The organism is Ramlibacter agri (assembly GCF_012927085.1).
Taxonomy (GTDB): Bacteria; Pseudomonadota; Gammaproteobacteria; order Burkholderiales; family Burkholderiaceae_C; genus Ramlibacter; species Ramlibacter agri.
On sequence record NZ_JABBFX010000001.1, the window covers coordinates 499094 to 521960 of the forward strand.

18 protein-coding genes are annotated in these 22867 nt (G+C 69.7%); 10 read left to right on the plus strand and 8 right to left on the minus strand.

The genetic code is table 11. The features are described 5' to 3' along the window. Positions 1 to 86: 86 nt before the first annotated feature. The 4 genes from HHL11_RS02500 to HHL11_RS02515 all read right to left on the minus strand — a co-directional run bounded on the left by HHL11_RS02500 (position 87) and on the right by HHL11_RS02515 (position 4875). Positions 87 to 1484 (minus strand): aminopeptidase P N-terminal domain-containing protein, encoded by a 1398-nt coding sequence (locus HHL11_RS02500; RefSeq protein ID WP_169416817.1) that lies wholly within the window; start codon positions 1482 to 1484, stop codon positions 87 to 89. Beyond that, the gene (locus HHL11_RS02505) at positions 1481 to 3730 is read right to left on the minus strand and encodes an ankyrin repeat domain-containing protein (protein WP_169416819.1); all 2250 of its coding nucleotides are present in this window, start codon (positions 3728 to 3730) and stop codon (positions 1481 to 1483) included. Before HHL11_RS02505 ends, HHL11_RS02500 begins: the two co-directional genes overlap by 4 nt. A gap of 69 nt (positions 3731 to 3799) precedes the next feature. After that, a complete protein-coding gene (murU, locus tag HHL11_RS02510; RefSeq protein WP_240979990.1) occupies positions 3800 to 4498 on the minus strand; it encodes an N-acetylmuramate alpha-1-phosphate uridylyltransferase MurU in 699 nt (232 codons plus the stop codon). Further along, entirely contained in the window at positions 4495 to 4875 is a 381-nt protein-coding gene (locus HHL11_RS02515) for an S-adenosylmethionine decarboxylase family protein (protein WP_169416821.1), read from the minus strand. Before HHL11_RS02515 ends, murU begins: the two co-directional genes overlap by 4 nt. 107 nt (positions 4876 to 4982) lie before the next feature. Here HHL11_RS02515 and tkt point away from each other — a divergent pair, with 107 nt between their 5' ends. The 10 genes from tkt (at position 4983) to HHL11_RS02565 (ending at position 20447) form a co-directional block, all read left to right on the plus strand. After that, the gene (gene tkt, locus HHL11_RS02520) at positions 4983 to 7013 is read left to right on the plus strand and encodes a transketolase (RefSeq protein WP_169416823.1); all 2031 of its coding nucleotides are present in this window, start codon (positions 4983 to 4985) and stop codon (positions 7011 to 7013) included. 33 nt (positions 7014 to 7046) lie between these two features. Beyond that, a complete protein-coding gene (gene gap / locus HHL11_RS02525) occupies positions 7047 to 8045 on the plus strand; it encodes a type I glyceraldehyde-3-phosphate dehydrogenase (protein WP_169416825.1) in 999 nt (332 codons plus the stop codon). Positions 8046 to 8234: 189 nt separating this feature from the next. Beyond that, positions 8235 to 11828: an ATP-binding protein gene (locus HHL11_RS02530; RefSeq protein ID WP_169416827.1), complete on the plus strand. Its 3594-nt coding sequence runs from the start codon at positions 8235 to 8237 to the stop codon at positions 11826 to 11828. 3 nt (positions 11829 to 11831) lie between these two features. Then, positions 11832 to 13562 (plus strand): cytochrome P450 family protein, encoded by a 1731-nt coding sequence (locus HHL11_RS02535; RefSeq protein WP_169416829.1) that lies wholly within the window; start codon positions 11832 to 11834, stop codon positions 13560 to 13562. A gap of 5 nt (positions 13563 to 13567) precedes the next feature. Further along, positions 13568 to 14983, plus strand: a complete 1416-nt coding sequence (locus tag HHL11_RS02540; protein WP_169416830.1) for a Dyp-type peroxidase — start codon at positions 13568 to 13570, stop codon at positions 14981 to 14983. Next, positions 14974 to 17133 (plus strand): patatin-like phospholipase domain-containing protein, encoded by a 2160-nt coding sequence (locus tag HHL11_RS02545; protein WP_169416832.1) that lies wholly within the window; start codon positions 14974 to 14976, stop codon positions 17131 to 17133. Before HHL11_RS02540 ends, HHL11_RS02545 begins: the two co-directional genes overlap by 10 nt. Before the next feature lie 72 nt (positions 17134 to 17205). Continuing rightward, complete coding sequence (gene phnC, locus HHL11_RS02550) at positions 17206 to 18045, plus strand: phosphonate ABC transporter ATP-binding protein (RefSeq protein ID WP_169416833.1); 840 nt, start codon at positions 17206 to 17208, stop codon at positions 18043 to 18045. A gap of 39 nt (positions 18046 to 18084) precedes the next feature. Continuing rightward, entirely contained in the window at positions 18085 to 19044 is a 960-nt protein-coding gene (gene phnD / locus HHL11_RS02555; RefSeq protein ID WP_169416835.1) for a phosphonate ABC transporter substrate-binding protein, read from the plus strand. A gap of 88 nt (positions 19045 to 19132) precedes the next feature. After that, positions 19133 to 19870, plus strand: a complete 738-nt coding sequence (gene phnE, locus HHL11_RS02560) for a phosphonate ABC transporter, permease protein PhnE (RefSeq protein ID WP_169419883.1) — start codon at positions 19133 to 19135, stop codon at positions 19868 to 19870. Between the two features lie 16 nt (positions 19871 to 19886). Next, positions 19887 to 20447, plus strand: coding sequence for a phosphonate degradation HD-domain oxygenase (locus HHL11_RS02565; protein ID WP_169416837.1), 561 nt, complete (start codon positions 19887 to 19889; stop codon positions 20445 to 20447). Here the strand turns inward: HHL11_RS02565 and HHL11_RS02570 are convergent. Genes HHL11_RS02570 through phnF form a run of 4 tightly spaced genes read right to left on the minus strand, consistent with a single transcriptional unit; the run spans position 20444 to position 22861 of the window. Continuing rightward, positions 20444 to 20872: a GNAT family N-acetyltransferase gene (locus tag HHL11_RS02570; RefSeq protein WP_205964199.1), complete on the minus strand. Its 429-nt coding sequence runs from the start codon at positions 20870 to 20872 to the stop codon at positions 20444 to 20446. The two genes, HHL11_RS02565 and HHL11_RS02570, sit on opposite strands and share 4 nt — an antisense overlap. Then, entirely contained in the window at positions 20869 to 21417 is a 549-nt protein-coding gene (locus HHL11_RS02575) for a phosphonate metabolism protein/1,5-bisphosphokinase (PRPP-forming) PhnN (protein WP_169416839.1), read from the minus strand. The genes HHL11_RS02570 and HHL11_RS02575 overlap by 4 nt, the downstream gene beginning before the upstream one ends. After that, positions 21414 to 22112: a DUF1045 domain-containing protein gene (locus HHL11_RS02580; RefSeq protein ID WP_169416840.1), complete on the minus strand. Its 699-nt coding sequence runs from the start codon at positions 22110 to 22112 to the stop codon at positions 21414 to 21416. The genes HHL11_RS02575 and HHL11_RS02580 overlap by 4 nt, the downstream gene beginning before the upstream one ends. Further along, a complete protein-coding gene (gene phnF, locus HHL11_RS02585) occupies positions 22109 to 22861 on the minus strand; it encodes a phosphonate metabolism transcriptional regulator PhnF (protein ID WP_240979991.1) in 753 nt (250 codons plus the stop codon). Before phnF ends, HHL11_RS02580 begins: the two co-directional genes overlap by 4 nt. Positions 22862 to 22867: the final 6 nt, after the last annotated feature.

A 22867-nucleotide genomic window follows, 5' to 3' on the forward strand; every position in this document is an offset into this window, starting at 1 on the left:
GGGTGCCGAAATTTGAGCCTAAAGCCTGAACGACAGCAGGGGTGCTTAGGGAGGGGGATTAAGGGGCGCCGGGCGGCACCGCGCGGCTAGCCGCGCATCAAGGCTTCGATCTCGTCGGCCTTCACCGGCACGCCGCGGGTGATCAGGTCGCAGCCGGTGGCCGTGACGATGGCGTCGTCCTCGATGCGGATGCCGATGTTGTGGAACTGCTCCGGCACGCCAACGCCTGGGCGCACGTAGATGCCCGGCTCGATGGTCAGCACCATGCCCGGCTGCAGGATGCGGCTCGGACGGTTCTTGATGACCTCGCCCGAAAGCGGGTCGCGCCGTTCGCTGACCTCGCCCGCCTGCCCCGGCTCGACGTAGCTGCCGGCGTCGTGGACGTCCATGCCCAGCCAGTGGCCGGTGCGGTGCATGTAGAAGGGGAAATAGGCGCGCTGCTCGATCACGTCTTCCAGCGAGCCGACCTTGTCGCGATCCAGCAGGCCGACGTCCAGCATGCCCTGCGCCAGCACCTTCACGGCCGCCTCGTGCGGGTCGGTGAAGCGGGCGCCCTGCCGGGTGGCGGCCGCGGCCGCTTCCTGCGAAGCCAGCACGATGTCGTACAGCGCGCGCTGCGGGCCGGTGAACTTGCCGTCGGCCGGGAAGGTGCGGGTGATGTCGCTGGCATAGCCATCGAGCTCGCAGCCGGCGTCGATCAGCACCAGCTCGCCGGCGCGCACGGGCGCCACGTCGGCGCGGTAGTGCAGCACGCAGGCGTTGGCGCCGGCGGCCACGATGGAGCCGTAGGCCGGGTACTGCGAGCCGCCTGCGCGGAATTCGTGCAGCAGTTCGGCGTCCAGGTGGTACTCGCGCACGTCGCGGCCTTCGCGCAGCATGCGGGCGCTGGTCTGCATGGCCCGCACGTGGGCGCGCGCGCTGATGGCGGAGGCGCGGCGCATGATGTCCTGCTCGTGGGCGTCTTTCACCAGGCGCATCTCGTCGAGGACGGCGCACAGGTCACGCTGCTGCTCCGGGCACAGCGCGCCATAGCGCACGCGGGCCCGCACCTGGTTCAGCCAGCCGGCCACCCGCTGTTCCAGCCCGGTGTGGGTGGCGAAGGGGAACCAGACCGTTTCCTGGTTTTCCAGCAGCTTGGGCAACTGCGCGTCCAGTTCGCTGACGGGAAAGGCGGCGTTCACGCCCAGCGCGCCGACCGCGGCCTCGGGGCCCAGGCGATAGCCGTCCCAGATCTCCCGTTCCAGGTCCTTGGGCTGGCAGAACAGCGTGCTGCGGCCGTCGCCGGTGACCACCAGCCACGCGTTCGGCTCGGTGAAGCCGGTCAGGTAGTAGAAGTAGCTGTCGTGCCGGAACAGGAAGTCGGAGTCGCGGTTGCGCTGCCGCTCCGGCGCCGTGGGGATGAGGGCGATGCCGTTGGCCCCGAGTTGGGCCGCCATGCGGGCGCGGCGCTGGGCGTAGACCGAGGTGGGAACGGTGGTGTTCATGGACGTGATTGTGGCGGTTCCGCCCGGTGGGCGGGTGCCCCGCGATGGCCCTGCTGGGCCTTGCGCACCTGGGCCGCCAGCTCGCCCCAGCCGGCTTCGGCGAGCGCATCGGACAGCCTGCGCGGCTCGAGGCCGGACGGCGCCTGCGGATGCTCCACCCGATCCAGCTGCGCCGGGCTGAGGCCACGCACGAAATCCTCGGCCTGGGCGGCGCCGGCGAAGTTCCACCAGCGCGACGGATCCTCCGGCAGCAGGCCGAAATCCAGCTCCGGTCCCAGGACGGCGCGCGCCGCCGGCAGGTTCAGCGAGGCGGCGCCGGCACTCCAGCCGGGCGGGAAGTTGTCGCCCGGAATAGGCTCCAGGCTGCGCGGCAAGGCCTGGTTGACGTCGGCGCCCGGGGGCAGCAGCAGGTGCAGCAGTTCCGCCGCATCCGCGGACAGCGGCTGGGCGTCGCGTTCCGCCTTGCGCAGCACGTACATCCAGGGCAGCGCGCCCTGGCGGTCGGGGCGCTGCAGGGCCTGCTGCACGGCGTCGGGCCGTGCACGTTGCACCAGTTCGCGGGCGGTGGCCAGGTCGTGGCGCATGGCGGCCCAGTGGAACAGGTTGCGGCCCTGGCGGTCGACGGCACGCAGGTCACTGCCCGGCGCCAGCAGGCGCGGCAGCACCTCGGCCGGCCGGTTGGGGTCGCGCGCGTAGGCAGCGTCCAGGCCGGCGAAGGTGGCGGCGTCGGCGGCGGCGGGGTCCTTCTGCAGCAGCAGGCGCACCATCTCCCAGTTCTGCTGGGCGGCGGCCACGGCCACCGCGGAATACGGTCCGTCCAGGTCGCGCACGCGGGCGCCGCGGGCGAGCAGCTGGCGCGCCAGCGCCAGGTCGTTGTTGCGGGCGGCGCAGGACAGCGCGCTGCGCGGCTTGCGCCGGTCGCCGTTGCTGGCCATCACCACCAGGCCCGGGCGCAGCGTCGGCTGGGTTTCCAGCACCCAGGCCGCGGCCTCCTTCTGGTAGTTGCAGGCGGCGCAGGCCAGCAGCCGCATGTGGTCGACGTCCTGCGGCACGCCCAGCCACTCCAGCCGGCCGGCGCGTTCCAGGTCGCCGTTGCAGCCCGCGACGATGTAGCCGGCGCGCAGCCGCTGTTCCAGCACGTTCGGGTCGAGGATGGGACCGAAGCGGTGGCCGGTGTCGCCGTGCATGCGGTCCAGCGTTTCGGTTGCCGTCACATAGGCCGGATCGTGCGCCAGGTACCAGTCCGCCAGCGGCAGCCGCGCGAGATAGGCCGCGCCGGCCAGCGCAGCGAACACGCCCGTGATGCGCAAGGTGGACCCGATCCAGCTCAGGCGCGCCTTGGGCTTGCGCCCGCGGCGCGGTCGCCGCGGGATCACCATGGGCCGGGTCGGCACGTAGAAGCGCGGCCCTTCGGAATCCATCGTCGTCGCCTGGGTGCTGTTCGCGGCGGAGCTGTTGTCGCTCTCGACGTCCTGCAGGCGCCCGGCGGAGCGCAGCACAGCGCCTGTGCAAGTGATGGCCGCCAGCAGGGCCAGCAGCGCCATCAGCAGGTCCAGCGCGATCCAGGCCAGCAAGGGCGGGTCCGGCAGGACGCGATCGACCAGGCGCAGCAGGGCGCAGGCGCCCCAGCCGATGGCCAGCGCCACCGGCAGCACGAGGAAGCGGCGCGGCCGGCGCGTGACGCGCAGGAAGGCCCGGATCTCCTCGCCCTCGTAGTGCGCGGCCAGCGCGGTGCGCGTGAACAGCGTCAGGGCCGCCAGTCCCAGCACGACGGAGCAGGCGAAGGCGAACACCCAACCCGCCCAGCCGTGGTCCAGCCAGGGCACGAAGGACAGTCCCGCCAGCAGCAGGGCCGAGCCGACCAGCGGCACCGCCCACAGCAGGTACTGGGTGAATGGAGGCTCTTCGTCCACTTGGGGCGGTGGCAGCGCCATGTGTTCGGGCAGCACCAGCGAGACCGCCGGGATCAGCACCCAGCAGGCCCAGGGCACCAGGAAAGCGGAGGCGACCGCGAAGATGGCGGGGCCGGCGAGCAGCAGGGCGACCAGCGGCGCCGGCACCTGGCCTTCTTCGGTGAGGTCGAACAGGATGCGGCCGGCCAGGAACAGCAACAGCACGGCCAGCGCATAGCCGAAGGAGACGCGGGAGAAGAACAGGCGCCGGGCGACCACCCACACAAGGTCCCAGCGCAAAGCGACCCGCGGACTGGCCCGCAGGCTGGCGCCCAGGTCGCTCCAGCTCACCATGCTTGTTGTTCCCTCATTTCCGGCGGGCATGCCGTCTCCCGCCGCCGCCCTCCAGCTGAACTATAGGGTTCAGTGGCGGTTGAGGAAATCCAGGCGTTGCGGCGTCCCCACGTCGGTCCAGGGGCCGGTGTAGAGCTCGGCGCTGACCAGCTCCTGACCGATGGCCTGGCGCAGCAGCGGCGCGAGCGCCACCTTCAGGCCCTGCGGGTTGCCGGCGGGCAGGCCGGCGAAGAGTTCGTGGCGGAACAGGCCGGTGGTGGAGTAGGTGTGGCGCTGCGGCGCTTCATTGAGCGCCAGGCCGTCGGCGGACAGGCCGAAGTCGCCCTTGGGGTTGTGCTCCGGGTTGGGCACGAGGAACAGGTGGGCCAGCTTGCCGGAGGAGGCGAAGCGCGCCAGCTTGACATGCTCGAAGCGGAAGCCGGGCATGTAGACGTCGCCTGCCACCAGCCAGAAGGGGTCGTCCAGCACGGGCAGGGCGCGGGCGATGCCGCCGGCCGTCTCCAGCGCGCCACCGAAGTCGCGGCCTTCGTGGGAGTACTGGATCCGCAGGCCTTCCGCGGCTTCGCCATAGTGCTGTTCGATCTGTTCGCCGAGCCAGGCGGTGTTGATCACGACCTCGCTGAATCCGCCCTGGGCGAACGCTTCGAGGTGCCATCCGAGCAGCGGCTTGCCTTTCACTTGCAGCAGCGGCTTGGGACAACTGTCGGTGAGCGGGCGCATCCGCTCCCCCCGCCCCGCCGCGAGGATCATCGCCTGCGCTTTCATCATGCTTCTTCTTCCCCGCGATCGAGCGAGCGCTGCTCCGTCCATTCCGGCTGGAACCGGTTCACCAGCGCGAACATCAGCCCGCGTGCCTTGGCCGTGTGGTCGCCGCTGAAGTTGCAGACGTAGACGTCGCAGGTGACGGCTTTCTCCTCGGGCCAGGTGTGCAGGCAGACGTGCGATTCGGCCAGCAGCACGGTGGCGGTGACGCCACCCTTGCCCTTGGCTGTGGCCGGAAAGGCGTGGAACAACTGGTTGACGGCCTGCAGGCCGACGGCCTGCACGGCGGCCACGCACCATGCGCCCAGCTTCTGCGGATCCGTCAGCCACGCTTCGTCGCAGCGGCAGCGGTACAGGTCGGCGGTGAGGTGCAGGCCCTTCATGGCCTGAATGTAGGGCATCCAGGGGGCATGGCCTGTGGGAAAAGGCACGGTCCGGGGTCCAAGTAAAATCGCGGGTTTCCCCTGACCTACCCCCGGAGCAGCCCCCGATGTCCAACGATTCCCTGATGGCAAATGCGATCCGCGCGCTTGCCATGGATGCCGTGCAACAAGCGAACTCGGGCCACCCCGGCGCGCCCATGGGCATGGCGGACATCGCCGAAGCTCTGTGGCACCGCCACCTGCGCCACAACCCCGCGAACCCCAAGTGGTTCGACCGCGACCGCTTCGTGCTGTCCAACGGCCACGCGTCGATGCTCCTTTACGCGCTGCTGCACCTGACCGGCTACGACCTGCCGATCGGCGAGCTCAAGGGCTTCCGCCAGCTGCATAGCAAGACCCCCGGCCACCCCGAAGTGGACGTCACCCCCGGCGTCGAGACCACCACCGGCCCGCTGGGCCAGGGTGTCACCAATGCCGTGGGCTTTGCGCTGGCCGAGAAGCTGCTGGCTGCGGAATTCAACCGCGACGGCCACAGCATCGTCGACCACCACACCTACGTGTTCCTGGGCGACGGCTGCCTGATGGAAGGCATCAGCCACGAAGCCTGCGCCCTGGCTGGCGCCTGGAAGCTGAACAAGCTGGTCGCCGTCTACGACGACAACGGCATCTCCATCGACGGCCAGGTCGCGCCCTGGTTCATCGACAATACGCCGGAGCGCTTCCGCGCCTATGGCTGGAACGTGATCGGCCCGGTGGACGGCCACGACATCGAAGCGATGGACCGCGCCATCGCCGACGCCAAGAACAGCGCCGACAAGCCGACGCTGATCGTCGCCAAGACGCAGATCGGCAAGGGTTCGCCGAACCGCGCCAACACCGCCAAGGCCCACGGCGAAGCGCTGGGCGCCGAGGAAGTGGCGCTGACGCGTACCGCCATCGGCTGGGAGCACGCGCCCTTCGAACTGCCGCAGGCCGTCTACGAAGAGTGGGATGCCCGCGCCAAGGGCGACACGCTGGAAAGCGAGTGGAACGGGCGCTTCGCCGCCTACCGCGCTGCCTTCCCCGAACTGGCCGCCGAATTCACGCGCCGCATGAAGGGCGAGCTGCCCGCCAACTTCGCCGACATCGCCGCCGACATGACGACGGCCGCCCATGCGAAGGCCGAGACCGTGGCGAGCCGCAAGGCCTCGCAGCTGGCGCTGGAAGCGCTGACCGCTGCCCTGCCCGAGATGCTGGGCGGCTCGGCCGACCTGACCGGCTCCAACCTCACCAACACCAAGAGCACGCTGCCGCTGCGCTTCGACCAATCGGGCGACGTCGTCAAGACGGATGGCAAGATCGGCCGCCACATCAACTACGGCGTGCGCGAGTTCGGCATGGCCGCCATCATGAACGGCGTCGCCCTGCACGGCGGCTTCATTCCCTACGGCGGCACCTTCCTCACCTTCAGCGACTACAGCCGCAACGCCATCCGCATGGCGGCGCTGATGAAGCGCCGCGTGATCCACGTGTTCACGCACGACTCCATCGGCCTGGGCGAAGACGGCCCGACGCACCAGTCGATCGAGCACGCCGCCAGCCTGCGCCTGATCCCGAACCTGGACGTCTGGCGTCCGGCCGACACGGCCGAAACGGCCATCGCCTGGACCGTGGCACTGGAAAACCAGGACCGCCCGACCGCGCTGCTGCTGTCGCGCCAGAACCTGCCCTACGCGCCGAAGGCGGCGCTGGAGCCCATCACCCGCGGCGGCTATGTGCTGGCCGAGCCGCGCGAAGTGGGCGCGAAGAAGCGCACGCAGGCGGTGATCATCGCCACCGGCTCCGAAGTGCAGCACGCGCTGAAGGCGCAGGAGCTGCTGGCCGCCGACGGCATCGCGGTGCGTGTGGTCTCCATGCCCAGCACCACCACCTTCGACCGCCAGGACCGCGAGTACAAGGAAAGCGTGCTGCCCACTGGCATCCCGCGCATCGCCGTCGAGGCAGGCGTGACGGACGGCTGGTGGAAGTACGGCTGCGCCGCGGTGGTGGGCATCGACCACTACGGCGAGTCGGCTCCGGGCAATGTCCTGTTCAAGCTCTTCGGCTTCACGCCGGAGAATGTGGCTGATACCGTGCGCGCCGCCCTGCAGCGCGCCTGACGAGGTTTCTTAGTTCATCCAGGAGATAGTGCAATGGCGATCAAGGTAGGCATCAATGGCTTCGGCCGCATCGGCCGCAACGTGCTGCGCTCGGCGGTGCAGAACTTTTCCGACATCGAGATCGTTGGCATCAACGACCTGCTGGAGCCGGACTACCTGGCGTACATGCTGCAGTACGACTCGGTGCACGGCCGCTTCAAGGGCACCATCGCCGTCGACGGCAACACGCTGATCGTCAACGGCAAGAAGATCCGCCTGACCGCGGAGAAGGACCCCGCGAACCTGAAGTGGAACGAAGTCGGCGCCGACGTCGTCATCGAGTCCACCGGCATCTTCCTGACCAAGGAAGGCGGCCAGAAGCACATCCAGGCCGGCGCGAAGAAGGTCATCCTGTCCGCCCCGTCCAAGGACGACACGCCCATGTTCGTGTTCGGCGTGAACCACGAGAAGTACGCCGGCGAGGCCGTCGTCTCCAACGCCTCCTGCACGACCAACTGCCTGGCCCCGCTGGCCAAGGTGCTGAACGACAAGTGGGGCATCAAGCGCGGCCTGATGACCACCGTGCACGCCGCCACCGCGACGCAGAAGACCGTGGACGGCCCGTCCAACAAGGACTGGCGCGGCGGCCGCGGCATCCTGGAAAACATCATCCCCTCCTCCACCGGCGCGGCCAAGGCGGTGGGCGTGGTGATCCCCGAGTTGAACAAGAAGCTGACCGGCATGTCCTTCCGCGTGCCGACCTCCGACGTCTCCGTGGTCGACCTGACCTGCGAGCTGGAAAAGCCGGCCACCTACGCCGAGATCTGCGCCGAGATGAAGGCCCAGAGCGAAGGCAAGCTGAAGGGCATCCTGGGCTACACCGAAGACAAGGTGGTCGCCACCGACTTCCGCGGTGACGCCCGCACCTCCATCTTCGACGCCGACGCCGGCATCGCGCTGGACGGCACCTTCGTCAAGCTGGTGAGCTGGTACGACAACGAGTGGGGCTACTCGAACAAGTGCCTCGAGATGGTCCGCGTCGTCGCGAAGTAAGCGCAGTCGCTTCGACGATCCAAACGCGCCTTCGGGCGCGTTTTTCGTTGCCGCGGCACCTCCTGAACTTTCTGTCTAGGTGGTCAAACCTCTGGACACGCTGGTTCCCAATGCTTACAAACGGGGACTTCGAAGAAGGCAGGGAGCGGACATGGAAGGCATGAAGTCGGTTCGGGGCGGCGCCCGGGCATGAGCCTTCGCGACGATTCCGCGCGACCGGCCCCGGCGGCAGAGGGCTGGTTGCTGGCGCTGACTGCGTCGGGCTCGCAGCTGACGTGCTTCCTCAGCGACGGCTTCAGCCGCTTCCGCCACGCCGCCGCTGCGTGGCCGCCGGTGCCAGGCGCGCCCGCGCTGCCGGCCCCGCTGCTGCGGGACATCGCGGACGGAACCCACGTTGCACTGCGGCTGCAGCTGGATGCCTCACTCGACGCCTGGCCCTGGGAAAGCGAACTGGACGCCGCCCGCGCGGGGCTGCGGGTGTCCCGCTATCTCGGCGCCAGCGCATCCGCCTCGAACGACGCCACCCCGGTGATGCTTGGCGCCCGCGGCGGCAAGGACGCCGGCTGGGTGCACGGGAGCAGCGAGCCGTTCGCGCAGGCAGTGGCCTTGCAGGAGGATGGTGGGGCGCTGGTCGTCGTCTCGCAGGAAGTCGAAGCGGCTCGTGCGGAGCGGTTCCGCGCGCAGGTGCTGGCGCACTGGGGGCCGCAGCCGTCGTTGTCGCAGGCCGCGGTGGAGGCCGCTGACGCGGCAGGCCTCACCCGTGCCGAATGGCGGCTGTATGGCGAGGCGCGCTTCGTCCCCGGCGGACCCGCGGACGAGGAATGGCGCCAGGTCAGCAGCGTGAGCATCGACCTGGTGAAGTCGACGGGCCTGCTCAAGGAATGGGGCGCCGAGCGCTACGCGCGCAAGCACGGCGACTTCTACCAGCACTGCCGCGAGGTCGTCGAGGCCCACCACGGGCGCGTCGACGACCCGCAGGGCGACGACGGGCTGATGGCCTACTTCGGCCTGCAGGAGGCGCGCGAGGATGCCGCCACGCAGGCCGTGCGGGCAGCCTGGGAGCTGGCGGCGCGGGCGCCGGCCCTGGGCTTCGGCGTGCGCATCGGCATCACCACGGGCCGCGTCGCGGTCCGCAACGGACTGCCCTTCGGAGACCTGATCCACCTGGCTGCGCGCCTGCAGCGCGTCGCGACGGTGAACGGCATCGTGGTGTCCGATGCCACGCACGGCCTGCTGGCGCGGGGCGTGGTGTGCGAGAGCCTGCCGGAGCCGCTGCACCTGGATGGCTTCGACGAACCGCAACAGGCCTGGCGGGTGGTGCAGCTGGAGGCGCCCCCCGGTGGCTTCCGGCAACGGGAAGGGCTGGGCGCCTTCGTCGGCCGCCAGCAGGAGCTGGCCGTGCTGAAGGAAGCCTGGTTCGTGGTGCGCGCCACCGGACGCGCGCAGTTCCGCTGCGTGGTTGGCGAGCCGGGCATCGGCAAGACGCGGCTGCTGCAGGAGTTCGAGCGCGAGCTGCGCCGCGCCGGCGAGGCGGTCGCCGTCGTCACCGTCACCGGCCACCAGGAGCTGCAGTCCAGCGCCTTCGCGGCGCTGGCCAAGGCCTTTGCGGACTCGCCGCTGGCGCAGCTGGCCGGGCTGCTGCCGGGGGCCAAGGCGATCGCGGGGCGGCCGCGCGATCGCAACGAGACGCTGCGGCGCCTCGTGGAAGGCTGCTTGCGCAGCGCTGGCGAGACGCCGCTGTGCCTGGTCGTCGACGATGCCCAGTGGCTCGATCCGTCGACGATCGATTTCGTCGAGCGGCTGCGCCTGGCCGCGGAACAGGTTCCGCTGCTGTCGGTAGTGAGCTTGCGCGAGGAAGCGCGCGGCCTGTTGCGCGGCCTCGATGCGCAGAAGGCGATCACCCTCGCCGCCCTCGCGCCACGCGAGGCGCTGGACCTGATCGGTTCGCTGCCGGCTGCGCGCCTGCTGTCCCCCGACATCCGCCAGTTCGTCGCCGAGCGCACCGGCGGCATCCCGCTGTTCGTCGAGGAAACGGTGCGGATGATCGGGCAGCTGCAGGACGGCGCGTTGAACGGCATTCCCGCCACGCTGGAGGGCCTGCTGACCGCGCGCCTGGACGCGCTGGGCCCCGCCAAGCCGCTGGCGCAGATCGCTTCCGTCCTGGGCGTGGAGTTCCCGCTGGCCCTGTGGGAGGCGATGCTCGCGGATGAAGAGCCGTGGATCCAGCGGGCGAGCACGCAGGAAACCTGGCAACGGCTGGTGGACGCAGGCCTGATGGTGGTGGAGCCTTCCGATGTGCCCCGCTGCCGCTTCCGCCACGCCTTGATCCGCGATGCTGCCTACAACTCGCTTTGGAGCACGGACCGCATGCGCCTGCACGCGGTGGCGGCGCGGGTGCTGCAGGCCCATTCGCCCGATGGCGCGACCGCCCTGCGCGCGCACCACCTGGCCGAAGCGGGCGAGCGCGAAGCCGCGTGCGCGGCGTGGGCGCAGGCCGCGCGCGAGGCGGCCGCGGCGGGCGCCGACCGTGAAGCGCTGCTGCTGTCGCAGCGGGCGCTGGACACCTTGCAGGAGCTGCCCGCGACGCCGGCAACGCGCGGCCAGGCGCTGCAGCAGCACCTGCTGCAGGCCGCGCGCCACATCGCGCTGGATGGTTACGGCGCCAACAGCGTGGAAGCGGCCTACCTGCGCGCTGCGGCGCTGTGCACGGACGACGAGGACGAGGGCGTGCGGCTGCGCGTGGAGCTGGGGCTGGAGGCCTGCTACGCGATGCGGGGCGACCTGGCCCGGGCCAAGGAGCTGGCGGAATCCGCGGTGCGCCGGACCTCGTGGGACGCCAACCTGCGCTACGCGCTGCAGGCGCGCTGGGCCTGGGGCAACGTCGTCTTCCACCTGGGCGACATCGTCGGCGCGCTGGCCATGGGCGAGGAGTGCCTCGCGCGCTACGACCCCGCGCTGCACCACCGGGGCGCCGTGCAGGACCCGGCCATCATGTTCCTCTGCTACGGCGGCTGGGGCGCGTTCCAGCAAGGGCGTGGCGATGCGGCCTACCTCTTGATCGGCCGCGCGCTCGAACTGGCGCGCACACTCGATCACCAGTTCAGCCAGGCCATCGCCTACGGATTCGCCGCCAGCGTGTCGATGTTCTGCGGCGACCACGAGGAGGGCCTGCAGCACGCGGAGGAAGCGATCCGCCGCTGCAGCGCCAAGGATTTCCAGGCCTGGCTGGCGCACGCGCAGGTGATGCGGGGCCGCGTGCGCGCAGCGCTCGGCGAGGTGCGTGCCGGCCTGGACGACATGGAGGAAGGGCTGGCGCTGTGGACGGCGACCGGCGCGCGCATCACCGCCGCCACCTACCTGGCGCTGCAGGCGGAGGTCTGGCTCGAACAGGGCGAGCCCGAGACCGCCTTGCGCAAGGTGACGCTGGCGCAGGAGATCGCGCGCCAGCACGGCGAGCGCTATTACGAGGCGGAGCTGCTGCGGCTGCGCGGCGCCGCGCAGTGGCAGCTGCGATCGAGTCCGGCCCATGCGAGCGTGGCGGAAGGCTTGCTGCGCCAGGCGCTGGAACTGGCACGCCAGCAACGCAACCTGGGCCTGGCCTTGCGCGCCGCCCTGGCCCTGGGCCAGGCCTGGGCGGAATCACATCGCGTGGAGCAAGCCATCCCCCTGCTGGATGAAGCCATGGCCGCGGTGCCCGGCCACACTCGCACCCGCGACTACCGGGCTGCGCAGGACGCGCGCCGCGCCTGGGCCGGGAGCGATCGACAACAACAAGAGGGCTGAAGCATGCAACGGTTTGTCCGTCCGAAGTTCAATCCCGCGGAGTTGAACAACAAGAACCTCGAACAACAGGCGCGGCTGGTGTTCGACTGGTGGTGCGACGACGACGACCGCGAGGCTTACCTGAAGTCCCTCGGTACGGGCATCGGGTGGATCGCCAGTCGCGCGCATGTGCAGGACGACCCGGCGCCACCGCGGTCGCAGCCCGTGCCGCAAGGCCACGCGAAGGTGGCGCTGATCGTCGATCCGGCGGAAGTCGACAAGGCGCTGGTGGACACGCAGGCTTACAGCAACATCCCTTATGCGGAGCTGGGTGGCGGTGGCTTCATGCTGGCGATCGACCCCGCGCCCGCCGGCCCGGGCGTGACGGACTGGCATGGCGAGCAGCGCAAGTTCGCATCCACCTGGCTTGGCGCCTTCAATTCCACGCAGCTGGAAAAGGTGGCGGAACTCGCCGTGGAGCAGGCCGCCGTTGTCAGCCTCGCCGGTTCGCAGTTCGACCTGGCCGAATACGCGCAGCAGGCGGCCTTGCGCTATTTCGGCCTGCTTTTCGGCTTCGGCACGGCCGACCATCCCTTGCTGGAAGCCGCCGCGGCGCGCGGCTACAAGGCGCTGCAATACCAGATCGTCGGCCGCCACTTCGTGTCCGACCCCACGATCGTTCCGCAGGCGCAGGCGGCCATGGGGATGCTGGCGGCACGGACCTCCTCGCTGATCGACGAGTACGCCACGCTGGCGCGCGCGCCGCGCCGCCCGACCCGGCCCGGAGTGACGAGGCCCTCGGACACCTGGCCCACTGGCGTCCAGCCCTGGAGCGAGCTTGGCCTGAGCAGCCTGGGCGATCCGCTGCTGCGGACGGCGCCCGCAGCCGGCGGCGCTGTGTTCAGTGGGCAGGACCTGTGCACCATCGTGGCGGGACTGCTGGTGGGCATGGTCGGCAATGTGCAGACGGCGGTGTGCCTGATGGTCCAGGACCTCATGAAGAAGGAGCCGCAGCAGCAGACGCTGGGTGATGTGCGCAAGCTCCTGGCAAAACATCCACCGGTGCCCTTCCTGCCGCGCCGGACGTTGAAGATCGTTGGCAACGTTCCACAGGACACCGACTGCATTCTGGCTCTGCGTCCCCGCCAGGATCATGAAGGCTGCCCTTGGGGCCAGGTGCCCAAGGGGGACGCTGCCCATGCCTGCCTGGGCCAGGCGTTCGTCGAACCCCTGCTGGTGGCGATCGTCAACCACGTGCTCTCGCTGCGCGGCCTCGACCAGGTGCGGGACGGCGTCACCGGGGAGGTGCTGAAGCCGGAACGCCTGTGGGGCTTCGGTTGCACGCGCTACCCGCTGCGCTATCGCCGGGACAAGGTGCGGACGCGGCAGCCGCTGATCGTGACCATGCCGATCAAGGCGCCGATCGCGGAAAACGCGGCTCGCCTGCGCGCCGTCATCCGGTCCGCCGCGCCCCGCATCGACAGCGTGCTGCTCGGTTCGAGCATGGTGCAGGTGGCATGGTTCGAGTTCCTCGCGGGCGACACGCTGCTCACCCTGCACACCGTCTACGACGGCGACTTCGATTCCTACATCCTGCACTTCGCCGAAAGCGCGGGTGAATTGTTCGACCAGATCTTCGAGTGCATCGAGGGCGCGCCGCCGATGCCGGTGGCGGACTACCCGTTCGAGTTCGTCGAGACCGTCCGCCGCTTCAACCGCCCGCCGGCGGCCAACTACTTCTTCAGCCGGGTGTAGTTCGCATGGACTTGAATTCAAGCAACGTCCAGTCCATCCTGCTGCGCCCCGTGGCCGCGAAGGCCGTGGTGCATCTGCTGCTGCGGGTGACGCCCACCCGCGGCGCCGACGCCCGGGATGCGCTGAAAAACCTGCTGCAGGCCGCACCGCTGACGACGGGCGAAGACCAGGCGGCAGCCGCCGTGCATTGTTCCGTGGGATTCACCTATCGCGGGCTGGAAGCGCTCGAGATGCCGCGGGACTACCTGCGCATCTTTGCGCTGCTCGCGCGCGCGTTTCGCGACGGCGCGCCGCAGCGCGCCGCGCAGCTGGGGGACACCGGCGCGAATGCCTCCACGGGATGGTCGCCCGGTTTCGAGACGGACAACGCGCATGTGTTGGTCACCCTCCACGGGGAGCGCGCCACCATCGATCACCTGATCCATCAGTGGGCGGCATGCCAGGGGCCAGGCGCTCCCTTGGCGCGCGTCGAGGTGTTGGCGGGCGCCCGGCTGGGCGCTCCGCCGGGCCAGCAAGACGAATGGGTGCACTTCGGCTACCGCGATGGAATTCTCGATCACCGCATCACGGGCATCCCCTCCAGGAAGGCCAACAAGGCCGGCGTGATCGAACACGCGCCCGGCGAGTTCCTGCTGGGATACCGCGCCGACAACGGGTCCAACACCTTCAATCTGCCGGTGGCGCCCGACGAGGTGCGCGCCTTTTTCCACGACAGCAGTTTCGGCGTGCTGCGTTCGATGGAGCAGGACGTCTGGGCGTTCGAAGAGGCGGTGAAGCGCTGGCAGCTGCAGGCACAAGCGGGCCTGCAGCAAGCGGGCGGGACGGCTGTCGGCTCGGACTGGGTGAAGGCGAAGCTGTGTGGCCGCTGGCCGAGCGGCGAGCCCGTGCAGCCTGGTGCGCTGCAGGCTCCTGCCGCGGGTGGACAGGGGAACGTCGACATCGATTTCTCGGCCGATCCGGACGCGACCGGATGTCCGTGGTTCGCCCATGTGCGGCGCATGAACGCCGCCGGCCACCCGGGCCCTGGCGAGACCCGCCGGCGCTTCCTGCTGCGCCGGGGCATGCCATACGGTGACGCCAACTGGGAGGGCCAGAACGACGGCAAGGCGCGCGGCTTGCTCGGCTTGTTCTTCTGCGCCCACATCGAGGACCAATTCGAATTGCTGCTTGGTCAATGGGCGAACGCCGCGCCGCCGGGCCAGGCTGCGCCGGATGCTGCGAGCGATCCCCTGGCCGGCCAGCAGGACGGGACCGCGGCCGCCCTGATTCCGGTGCCGGGCCAGGATCCAATCGAGTTGAACGGCCTCGGCAACTGGACCCGCACGCGCGGCATGGCCTACGGCTGGTATCCGGGCAAGGAGGCGCTGGACCGGCTGCTGAAGTGGGACTACGTGAAGAAGGACGACGCGCCGTGGCTGTGAGCCACGAGCCGGTGATGCCTGAAGCGTTGCGCCAGCGCCCGCCGGAGGACCGCTTCTGCGACCTGGTGCTCACCGGCGGCGTCGCCAGCGGTGTCGTCTATCCCTGGGCGCTCGTGGAACTCGCGCGGCATTACCGCTTCCGCCGCATCGGCGGCAATTCCGTCGGCGCGATGGCGGCCGTCCTCGCTGCTGCCGCCGAATACGGGCGCTGCACTGGACAGGATGGGGCGTTCGAGGTGCTGCGCCAGTCTCCCATCGACCTGGCCGAAGCGGCCCCGGATGGGCGCACGCGCATGGAGCGGCTGTTCCAGCCGGCGCCGGGCGTGCAAAGGCTGTTCGACTGCGCCATCAAGGGCATCCGGCATGCGAATGACGAAGACGTCGGCACCCAGCCCTTGTTGAAAGCCGTGCTGACGGTGCGCGATGTCCTCAGCCACTACCATCTCTTCGCCGTCTGGCTGCTCGGCTCGCTGGCCGTGATGCTTCCCGCTTTGCTGGCCGTCTCGCGCCTGGCGTCCGGCCTGGTCGTTGCGTTCGCCGGACTGATCCTGCTCCGCCTGCAGCGCGAGCCCGAGAAGACGTCTCCAGAGAAACGGGCCCGCTTCCTCCTCGGACTGTTCAAGGTGCTCGCGGTGGCGCATGTCCTTGCTGCAGTCGCCCTGGTCCTGTCCCTCTGGCCTGCCCATGGCCTCATGTCGCTCGCGTGGGGCTTGTACGCGCTCCTGCTGCAAGTTCTCGGCATCCTGGCTTGGACGGTGGTCGTCCTGGTTGCCTTCGGGCTGCTGTTGATCCCGGAGGTTCAGGCCTTCAAGGAGAACGGCTACGGCCTCTGCCCCGGCAAAGCGCAGCCCGACGAGAACGGCAAGCTGAAAGAGAAGGCCCTGGTCGAGTGGTTGCACGAAGGCGTGCAGCGCTCCATCGGCCGCGACAAGGAAGACGCGCCGCTCACGTTCGCGGAGCTCTGGAGCGCGCCGCGCAAGGTGCCGCTGGCGCCGGGCGAAGAGTCCATCAGCCTGCAGATGTTCAGCACGAACCTCACTCTCGGGCGGCCCTTGGTCTGGCCGCAGCGGGATCCCAACGTGCGCCTCTTCTTCCGCCATGGTGAGTGGGAGCGCTTCTTCCCTCCGACCCTGCTGGACGCTTTGTGGAAGGCGTCCGCGCCGTACCGGCCGCTGACCGATGGCGATCCGCCCGTGCCGGACGGTGACGAGTATCGCGAGCTGCCGGCCGGCGGCATGCCGATCGTGGTCGCCGCGCGCCTGAGCCTGTCCTTCCCCGTCCTCTTCAGCTGCATCCCTGTCTATGCCGTGGACTACGCGGGTCCACGCGGCCAGCGGGTGCTGCGCCAATGCCAGCTGACCGATGGCGGAATCTGCACGAATTTTCCGATCCACCTGTTCGACGCCGCGCATCCGAAGTGGCCCACTTTCGGGCTGCTCCTGAGCCGCCGCCTCGGGAAATACCGGGGCGAATCGCTCTGGCTGCCGGAGCGCCCGGACGAAGGACGCGCCGACAGCTGGTCCCGCGGCGTGCCTGGCGCCAGCGAGGATGGCAGCGTGCCCGGTCCCCTGGGGGGGCTGTTCGGCCTGTTCGGCGCCTTGTTCGGAACGGCGCTGCGCTGGAACGACAACCTCCTCACGCGCTTGCCGCACGTGCGCAATCGCGTCTTGCGGATCAACCTGCTCGCCGGCGAAGGCGAGCTGCACATCACCATGCCGCCCAAGACCATCATGAAGATGGCCTCGGAGTACGGCACTTGCGGCGGACGCATGCTAGCCAAGCGCTTCGTCTCCGATACCGGCGTTCCCACCGAGGCCTGGCGGGAACATCTCTATGTGCGCACGATGAACGAGCTGAAGGCCCTGGCGACGCATCTGCACGGGTACGCCGACGCGGTGACGGCGGGCGGCTTCAACAAGCCGGTGGCAGACATCCTGAAAGAAGCCATCAGCAAAAAGCCCATGCGTTCGCGCGACGGCTGGCCGCGCGACCCGCTCGGCGACCCGCTGTCGCCCGCCCAGGCCGCAGCCCTGCAGGAAGCCGTCGACGCCATCGCCGCGCTGGCGCGCACGCTGGAAGCGAAACAGGCCGGGTTCGGCCCCTACGAGCCCATCCCGACCACGCGTTTCCACCTGCGTTCGCAGATCTGAGCCGTCCGGCGCCCTGCCATCAAAACGTCATATTGACTCCCCAGCATCCGCGGGAATTCTTCAGGAGATCCCATGGATGCGGCCATCCGCGTGCACGCGCTCGCCAAGACCTTCGGCAACGGCCGCAAGGCCTTGCAAGGCATCGACCTCGAGGTGCGGCCCGGTGAAATGGTGGCGCTGATCGGCGCCTCCGGCTCCGGCAAGTCGACGCTGCTGCGCCACCTGGCCGGCCTCACGCTGGCTGACGCAGGGCGCATCGAACTGCACGGCCGCGTCGTGCAGGACAACGGCAAGGCCGCCAGGGACATCCGCCAGGTGCGCGCCGGCATCGGCTTCGTGTTCCAGCAGTTCAACCTGGTCGACCGCCTGCCGGTGCTGGTGAACGTGCTGGCCGGCACCTTGCACCGCGTGCCGCTGTGGCGCAGCGTGCTGCGCTGGTTCAGCGCCGCCGAGAAGGCGCGCGCCTATGAGGCGCTGGCTCGCGTCGGCATCGCCGAATGCTGCCTGCAGCGCGCCTCCACGCTCTCGGGCGGGCAGCAGCAACGCGCCGCGATTGCCCGTGCCATGGTGCAGGGCGCGCGCGTCGTGCTGGCCGACGAACCCATCGCCTCGCTCGACCCCGAGTCCTCGCGCCGCGTCATGGACCTGCTGGCGCGCGTCAACCGCGAAGACGGCTGCACCGTGCTCGTCTCGCTGCACCAGGTGAACGTGGCCCTCAAGTACTGCCCGCGCACCGTGGCGCTGCACCAGGGCCGCATCGTCTACGACGGCCCTTCCGCCGCTCTCACGCCGGCGCTGCTGCGCGACCTGTATGGCGCGGACGCCGACGAGATCCTCGCGCTGGGCGACCACATCACCAGCCTGCAGGAACCGCGCCGGCCCGCCGTGTGGCCGGTGCCGCAGGCCGCCTGAACCCCCGCACACCCAACCGACACACCAAGGAGTTCCTCCATGATCAAGCACGCCCTCACCGGCCTGGCCGCCGCCCTGGCGATCGCCGGCGCCGCCCACGCGCAGGAGCTGAAGGAAATCAACTTCGGCATCATCTCCACCGAATCCGCGCAGAACCTCAAGAGCCAGTGGACGCCCATCCTGGCCGACATGGAGAAGAAGACCGGCATGAAGGTCAAGGCTTTCTTCGCCACCGACTACGCCGGCATCATCGAAGGCATGCGCTTCAACAAGGTGCAGGTGGCCTGGTTCGGCAACAAGTCCGCGATGGAAGCCGTGGATCGCGCCAGCGGCGAGATCTTCGCGCAGATGGTCAATGCCGACGGCACCAAGGGCTACTACTCGCACCTGATCGTCAACAAGGACAGCAAGCTGCAGAACCTGCAGGACGTGCTGGCCAACGCCAAGAGCCTGTCCTTCGGCAACGGCGACCCCAACAGCACCTCCGGCTTCCTGGTGCCCAGCTACTACGTCTTCGCGCAGAACCACGTGGACCCCAAGAGCGCCTTCAAGGTGATGCGCAGCTCCAACCACGAGGCCAACGCGATGGCCGTGGCCAACAAGCAGGTCGACGTGGCCACCAACAACAGCGAGGAGATGGACAAGATGCAGGCGGGCGCGCCCGAGAAGTTCGCGCAGATCCGCATCGTCTGGACCTCGCCGCTGATCCCGTCCGACCCGCTGGTGATCCGCAAGGACCTGCCGGAAGCGAGCAAGAAGAAGATCCAGGACTTCTTCTACGGCTATGGCGCCACGCCGGAGGAGAAGGACAACCTGGTCAAGCTGAACAAGCTGTCCGGCTTCCGCCCCTCCACCAACGCGCAACTGGTGCCGATCCGCCAACTGGAGCTGTTCAAGGAACGCAACAAGATCGAAGCCGACGCCGGCCTCGCCGCGACCGAGAAGCAGGCCAGGCTGGCGGACATCGACGCGAAGCTCGCCGCGCTGGACAAGCTCTGAGGACGGCGTGAACGCAAGCGCGCAACAAGCGCACCTGGCCGTCGTGCCGCCCGCGCTGCCGCCGGCCGGCAAGCGCGCCAGCCTCGCCATGCTGGTGGGCTGGGGCCTGCTGCTGGCGGTGCTGGCCGGCTCCTGGAAGGGCGCGGACATGCGCCCGCTGGACCTGCTGCGCGACGCCGGCAACATGGGCCAGTTCGCCACCGGCTTCTTCCCGCCGGACTTCCACGAGTGGCGCAGCTACCTGGAGGAGATGCTGGTCACGGTGCAGATCGCGCTGTGGGGTACCTTCCTTGCGGTTATCTGCGCCGTCCCGCTGGGGTTGCTGTGTTCGGCCAACATCGTGCCGGCCTGGGTCTACCAGCCGGTGCGCCGCCTGATGGACGCCACGCGCGCCATCAACGAGATGGTGTTCGCGATGCTGTTCATCGTGGCCGTGGGCCTGGGGCCCTTCGCCGGCGTGCTGGCGCTGTGGGTGCACACGACCGGCGTGCTGGCCAAGCTGTTCTCCGAGGCGGTGGAAGCGATCGACCCGCAGCCCGTCGAAGGCATCCGCGCCACCGGCGCCAACGCGCTGGAGGAAATCCTCTACGGCGTGCTGCCGCAGGTGCTGCCGCTGTGGATCTCGTTCTCGCTGTATCGCTTCGAATCCAACGTGCGCTCCGCCTCGGTGGTGGGCATGGTGGGCGCGGGCGGCATCGGCGTGATCCTGTGGGACATCATCCGCGCCTTCCAGTACCCGCAGACCTGCGCCGTGATGATCATCGTGGTCGTCACCGTGACGGCCATCGACCTGCTGTCCTCGCGCATTCGCAAGGCGCTCATCTGAATCCGGGAGACACACCATGGCCCTCACCGTTGCCCAGATCGTCCAGCTGTACCGCACTGAAGGCGCGGCGCGCTACGGCATGGAAGCCGTCAGCCAGGAGCAGCACGCGCTGCAATGCGCGCAACTCGCCGAGCAGGCCGGCGCCGGCGTGGCGCTGGTCGCGGCGGCGCTGCTGCACGACCTGGGCCACCTGCTGGCCTTGCCGGAATCGGCGACCGGCAAGGACGACCTGCACGAGTACCGCGCGCTGCCTTTCCTGCGCGGCGAATACCCGGAGGCGGTGCTGCAGCCGGTGCGGCTGCACGTCGCAGCCAAGCGCTACCTGTGCGCCACGCAGGCGGACTATTGGGACAGCCTCTCGCAGGCCTCCAAGCACAGCCTGGAACTGCAGGGCGGCCCCTTCAGCGTCGACGAGGTGGAGCAGTTCCTGCTGGAGCCGCACGCCCTGGACGCGGTGTCGCTGCGCATGTGGGACGACCTGGCGAAGGACCCGCTGCGCGTCACGCCGGGTTGGGAGCACTATCGGCGGGTGCTGGAGCGGGTCTGCCTGCACCAGCCCGAAAAGCTGGCGGCCTAAGGCTTCTTCGCCAGGTACTTCGGCGACTCCTCGTAACCCAGTCGCGCATAGAAGCGGTGCGCATCCACCCGATGCGCGCTGCTATGCAGCTCGATGCGCTCGCAGCCGCGCCGCTGGGCCTCCTCGTGCGCGAAGCGCTCCAGCAGCGCGCCGATGCCCAGGCTGCGCGCCTGCTCGTCGACGCACAGGTAGGCGACGCGGCAGAAGTCGCCGGCCAGCGCCAGCTGCGGGATGAAGTGCAGCGCGATCACGCCGCGCAGCACGCCTTGCACTTCCGCCACCTGCACCAGCGCGTCAGGATGCGCGGCCAGCTGCGCGAGCCGGTGCGCGAGGAAGGCCCCGGTGCCCGGGTAGCCGAGCTGCCGGAGCAGGTCCACCATGGCTGGCGCGTCCTCGACGCGGGCCGTCCGCAGCATCACTTTCATTCCGCCAGCTCCAGCAAGTAGTCTCGCAGCGCCACGCCGGCCTGTTCCAGCCGGCCATCGTTGACGATGACGCGGTCGGCCGCGGGCGGCTGCAGTTCGGCATTGCGGGCGACGCGCAGCGCCACGCCGTCTTCGTCCTCGCGGCCGCGCCGACGCAGCCGTTCGGCCACCAGCGGCGCGGGCGCCGTCACCAGCACGCAGCGTACGCCGTTGTGGCCGGCCAGCTGCCGCGCGTGCTCGCGCGAGCCGTTCACCACCACCACCTCGCCCGCGGCGACGCGCCGCTGGTAGTCCGAGGCGATGCCGTAGTGCAGCCCATGCGCCTGCCAGTGCCAGGCCAGCGCCCCGCGGGCGCGCAGCGCCTGCAGCTCGGGCAGCCCGATGGCGTCATCGTCGGCGCCGGCACCGGGCGGACGCGTCACCAGGCGGCGCGCGAAGCAGATGCGGCGATGCGTGGCCAGCTGCCCGGCAGCCCAACGCAGCGCGCTGTCCTTGCCCGCGCCCGAAGGCCCGCAGACGATCACCCACATGCCGGCGCCGCTCATCCCTGCAGCACCTCCTCGTGCACGCGCAGGAAGGGCGCGCCGGGATGGTCTTCGCGGAACAGGCACACGCGATCCAGCCTGGGCGGATGCTGCGCGTTCAGCGCCTGCACGGCGCGCCGCGCCCTTTCCACCAGCAGGTCCGCGGTGACGACGTCGACGCGCCCGCTCAGGGTCAGGTGGAAGCGGAACAGGCCCAGCACCCAGGGATAGCCGAAGCGTTGCAGCAGCACGCGCGCCTGCGGTTCCAGCCGCTCGGGCTGGCGCCGCAGGATCTCCGCTTCGGTCAATGGCGCACGCAGGTCGTCCAGCACGAGGACGCATTTTGCCGCGAGCGCTTCCACGGCCGGCTGCCGCGGTTGCGCCTGCAGGGCGACGAAGCCGTCCAGCACGCCGGCCTGCAGCTCGCCGAGCGGCAAGGCGCGCAGCTCGCCCGCGAGGGACGTCACGCGGCTGCGCAGCAGCGCCTCGTCCACGCCGTCGCGCAGATGGAAGGGCGCTTTCAGCGTGGCGTGGAAGCCGTAGCGGCGCGGCTCCGCCGTAAGCGCATGGAACTCGTCGGGCGGGAACTCGGGCAGGTTCGGCTGCGGCAGGGCCTGCCCGCGCCGCTCGTCCCAGCCCAGCCAGCCGGCGCCGAAGCGCCACCAGGGCGAGTCCACGGCCGGCGCGTAGTACAGCGCATAGCGGGCGGCGCTCATCGGGTGTCTCCCATGCTCACGCTCAGTTGCACGCGATCGCCGCAGAACAGTGTCTCGCCGTACTTCACCGGCCGGCCTTCGAGGTCGGCGTCGATACTGGCCACACACAGCAGCGGCCGCGTGGCCGGCTGCTTCAGCAGGCGCGCGGTTTCCTCGCTGGGCATCTGCGAGGTGACGCGGCTCTCGGCGCGCACGTAGTCCTCCAGGCCCAGCCGCTGCAGCATGGCAGTGGTGCTGGCGCCTTCCTGCAGCATTTCCAGCAGGCCTTCGAAGCGCGCCGCCGGATACCAGGCGGTCATCACGCTCACGGGCTGGCCGTTGGCTTCGCTGAGGTTCTCGATCTTCAGCACGCGCTCCCCGGTCTCGATCCTGAGTTCGCGCGCCACCTTCTCGCTGGCGGCTTCCGCATGCGCGGTCAGCAGGTGCTGCGAAGGCAGCAGGCCTTGCCGCTGCAGGTTTTCGGTGAAGCGCGTGCGCCGCGTCAGCGGGTAGTCCAGCAGCTCGTGCTGCACGAACATGCCGCGGCCGCGTTCCACCCGCACCAGGCCTTCGTCCTGCAGCGACTGCACGGCCTGGCGCAGCGTGTGGCGGTTGACGCCGAAGCGGCCGGCGAGCTCGCCTTCGCTGGGCAGGCGGCCATCGGCTGCGAAGTTGCCGTTGCGGATTTCTTCCGACAGGCGCTCGGCGATCTGGCGCCACACGGCGATGCCGCTGCGGCGCTGCGGATGGGTGTGGAGGAGGCGGTCCATTGTCAT

What these genes read in the sequence shown, in the direction of transcription:
- HHL11_RS02500 (WP_169416817.1), bottom strand. Translation starts at nt 1,484, where the DNA reads ATGAACACCACCGTTCCCACCTCGGTCTACGCCCAGCGCCGCGCCCGC.
- HHL11_RS02505 (WP_169416819.1), bottom strand. Translation starts at nt 3,730, where the DNA reads ATGGTGAGCTGGAGCGACCTGGGCGCCAGCCTGCGGGCCAGTCCGCGG.
- murU (WP_240979990.1), bottom strand. Translation starts at nt 4,498, where the DNA reads ATGATGAAAGCGCAGGCGATGATCCTCGCGGCGGGGCGGGGGGAGCGG.
- HHL11_RS02515 (WP_169416821.1), bottom strand. Translation starts at nt 4,875, where the DNA reads ATGAAGGGCCTGCACCTCACCGCCGACCTGTACCGCTGCCGCTGCGAC.
- tkt (WP_169416823.1), top strand. Translation starts at nt 4,983, where the DNA reads ATGTCCAACGATTCCCTGATGGCAAATGCGATCCGCGCGCTTGCCATG.
- gap (WP_169416825.1), top strand. Translation starts at nt 7,047, where the DNA reads ATGGCGATCAAGGTAGGCATCAATGGCTTCGGCCGCATCGGCCGCAAC.
- HHL11_RS02530 (WP_169416827.1), top strand. Translation starts at nt 8,235, where the DNA reads ATGAGCCTTCGCGACGATTCCGCGCGACCGGCCCCGGCGGCAGAGGGC.
- HHL11_RS02535 (WP_169416829.1), top strand. Translation starts at nt 11,832, where the DNA reads ATGCAACGGTTTGTCCGTCCGAAGTTCAATCCCGCGGAGTTGAACAAC.
- HHL11_RS02540 (WP_169416830.1), top strand. Translation starts at nt 13,568, where the DNA reads ATGGACTTGAATTCAAGCAACGTCCAGTCCATCCTGCTGCGCCCCGTG.
- phnC (WP_169416833.1), top strand. Translation starts at nt 17,206, where the DNA reads ATGGATGCGGCCATCCGCGTGCACGCGCTCGCCAAGACCTTCGGCAAC.
- phnD (WP_169416835.1), top strand. Translation starts at nt 18,085, where the DNA reads ATGATCAAGCACGCCCTCACCGGCCTGGCCGCCGCCCTGGCGATCGCC.
- phnE (WP_169419883.1), top strand. Translation starts at nt 19,133, where the DNA reads ATGCTGGTGGGCTGGGGCCTGCTGCTGGCGGTGCTGGCCGGCTCCTGG.
- HHL11_RS02565 (WP_169416837.1), top strand. Translation starts at nt 19,887, where the DNA reads ATGGCCCTCACCGTTGCCCAGATCGTCCAGCTGTACCGCACTGAAGGC.
- HHL11_RS02570 (WP_205964199.1), bottom strand. Translation starts at nt 20,872, where the DNA reads ATGAAAGTGATGCTGCGGACGGCCCGCGTCGAGGACGCGCCAGCCATG.
- HHL11_RS02575 (WP_169416839.1), bottom strand. Translation starts at nt 21,417, where the DNA reads ATGAGCGGCGCCGGCATGTGGGTGATCGTCTGCGGGCCTTCGGGCGCG.
- HHL11_RS02580 (WP_169416840.1), bottom strand. Translation starts at nt 22,112, where the DNA reads ATGAGCGCCGCCCGCTATGCGCTGTACTACGCGCCGGCCGTGGACTCG.
- phnF (WP_240979991.1), bottom strand. Translation starts at nt 22,861, where the DNA reads ATGGACCGCCTCCTCCACACCCATCCGCAGCGCCGCAGCGGCATCGCC.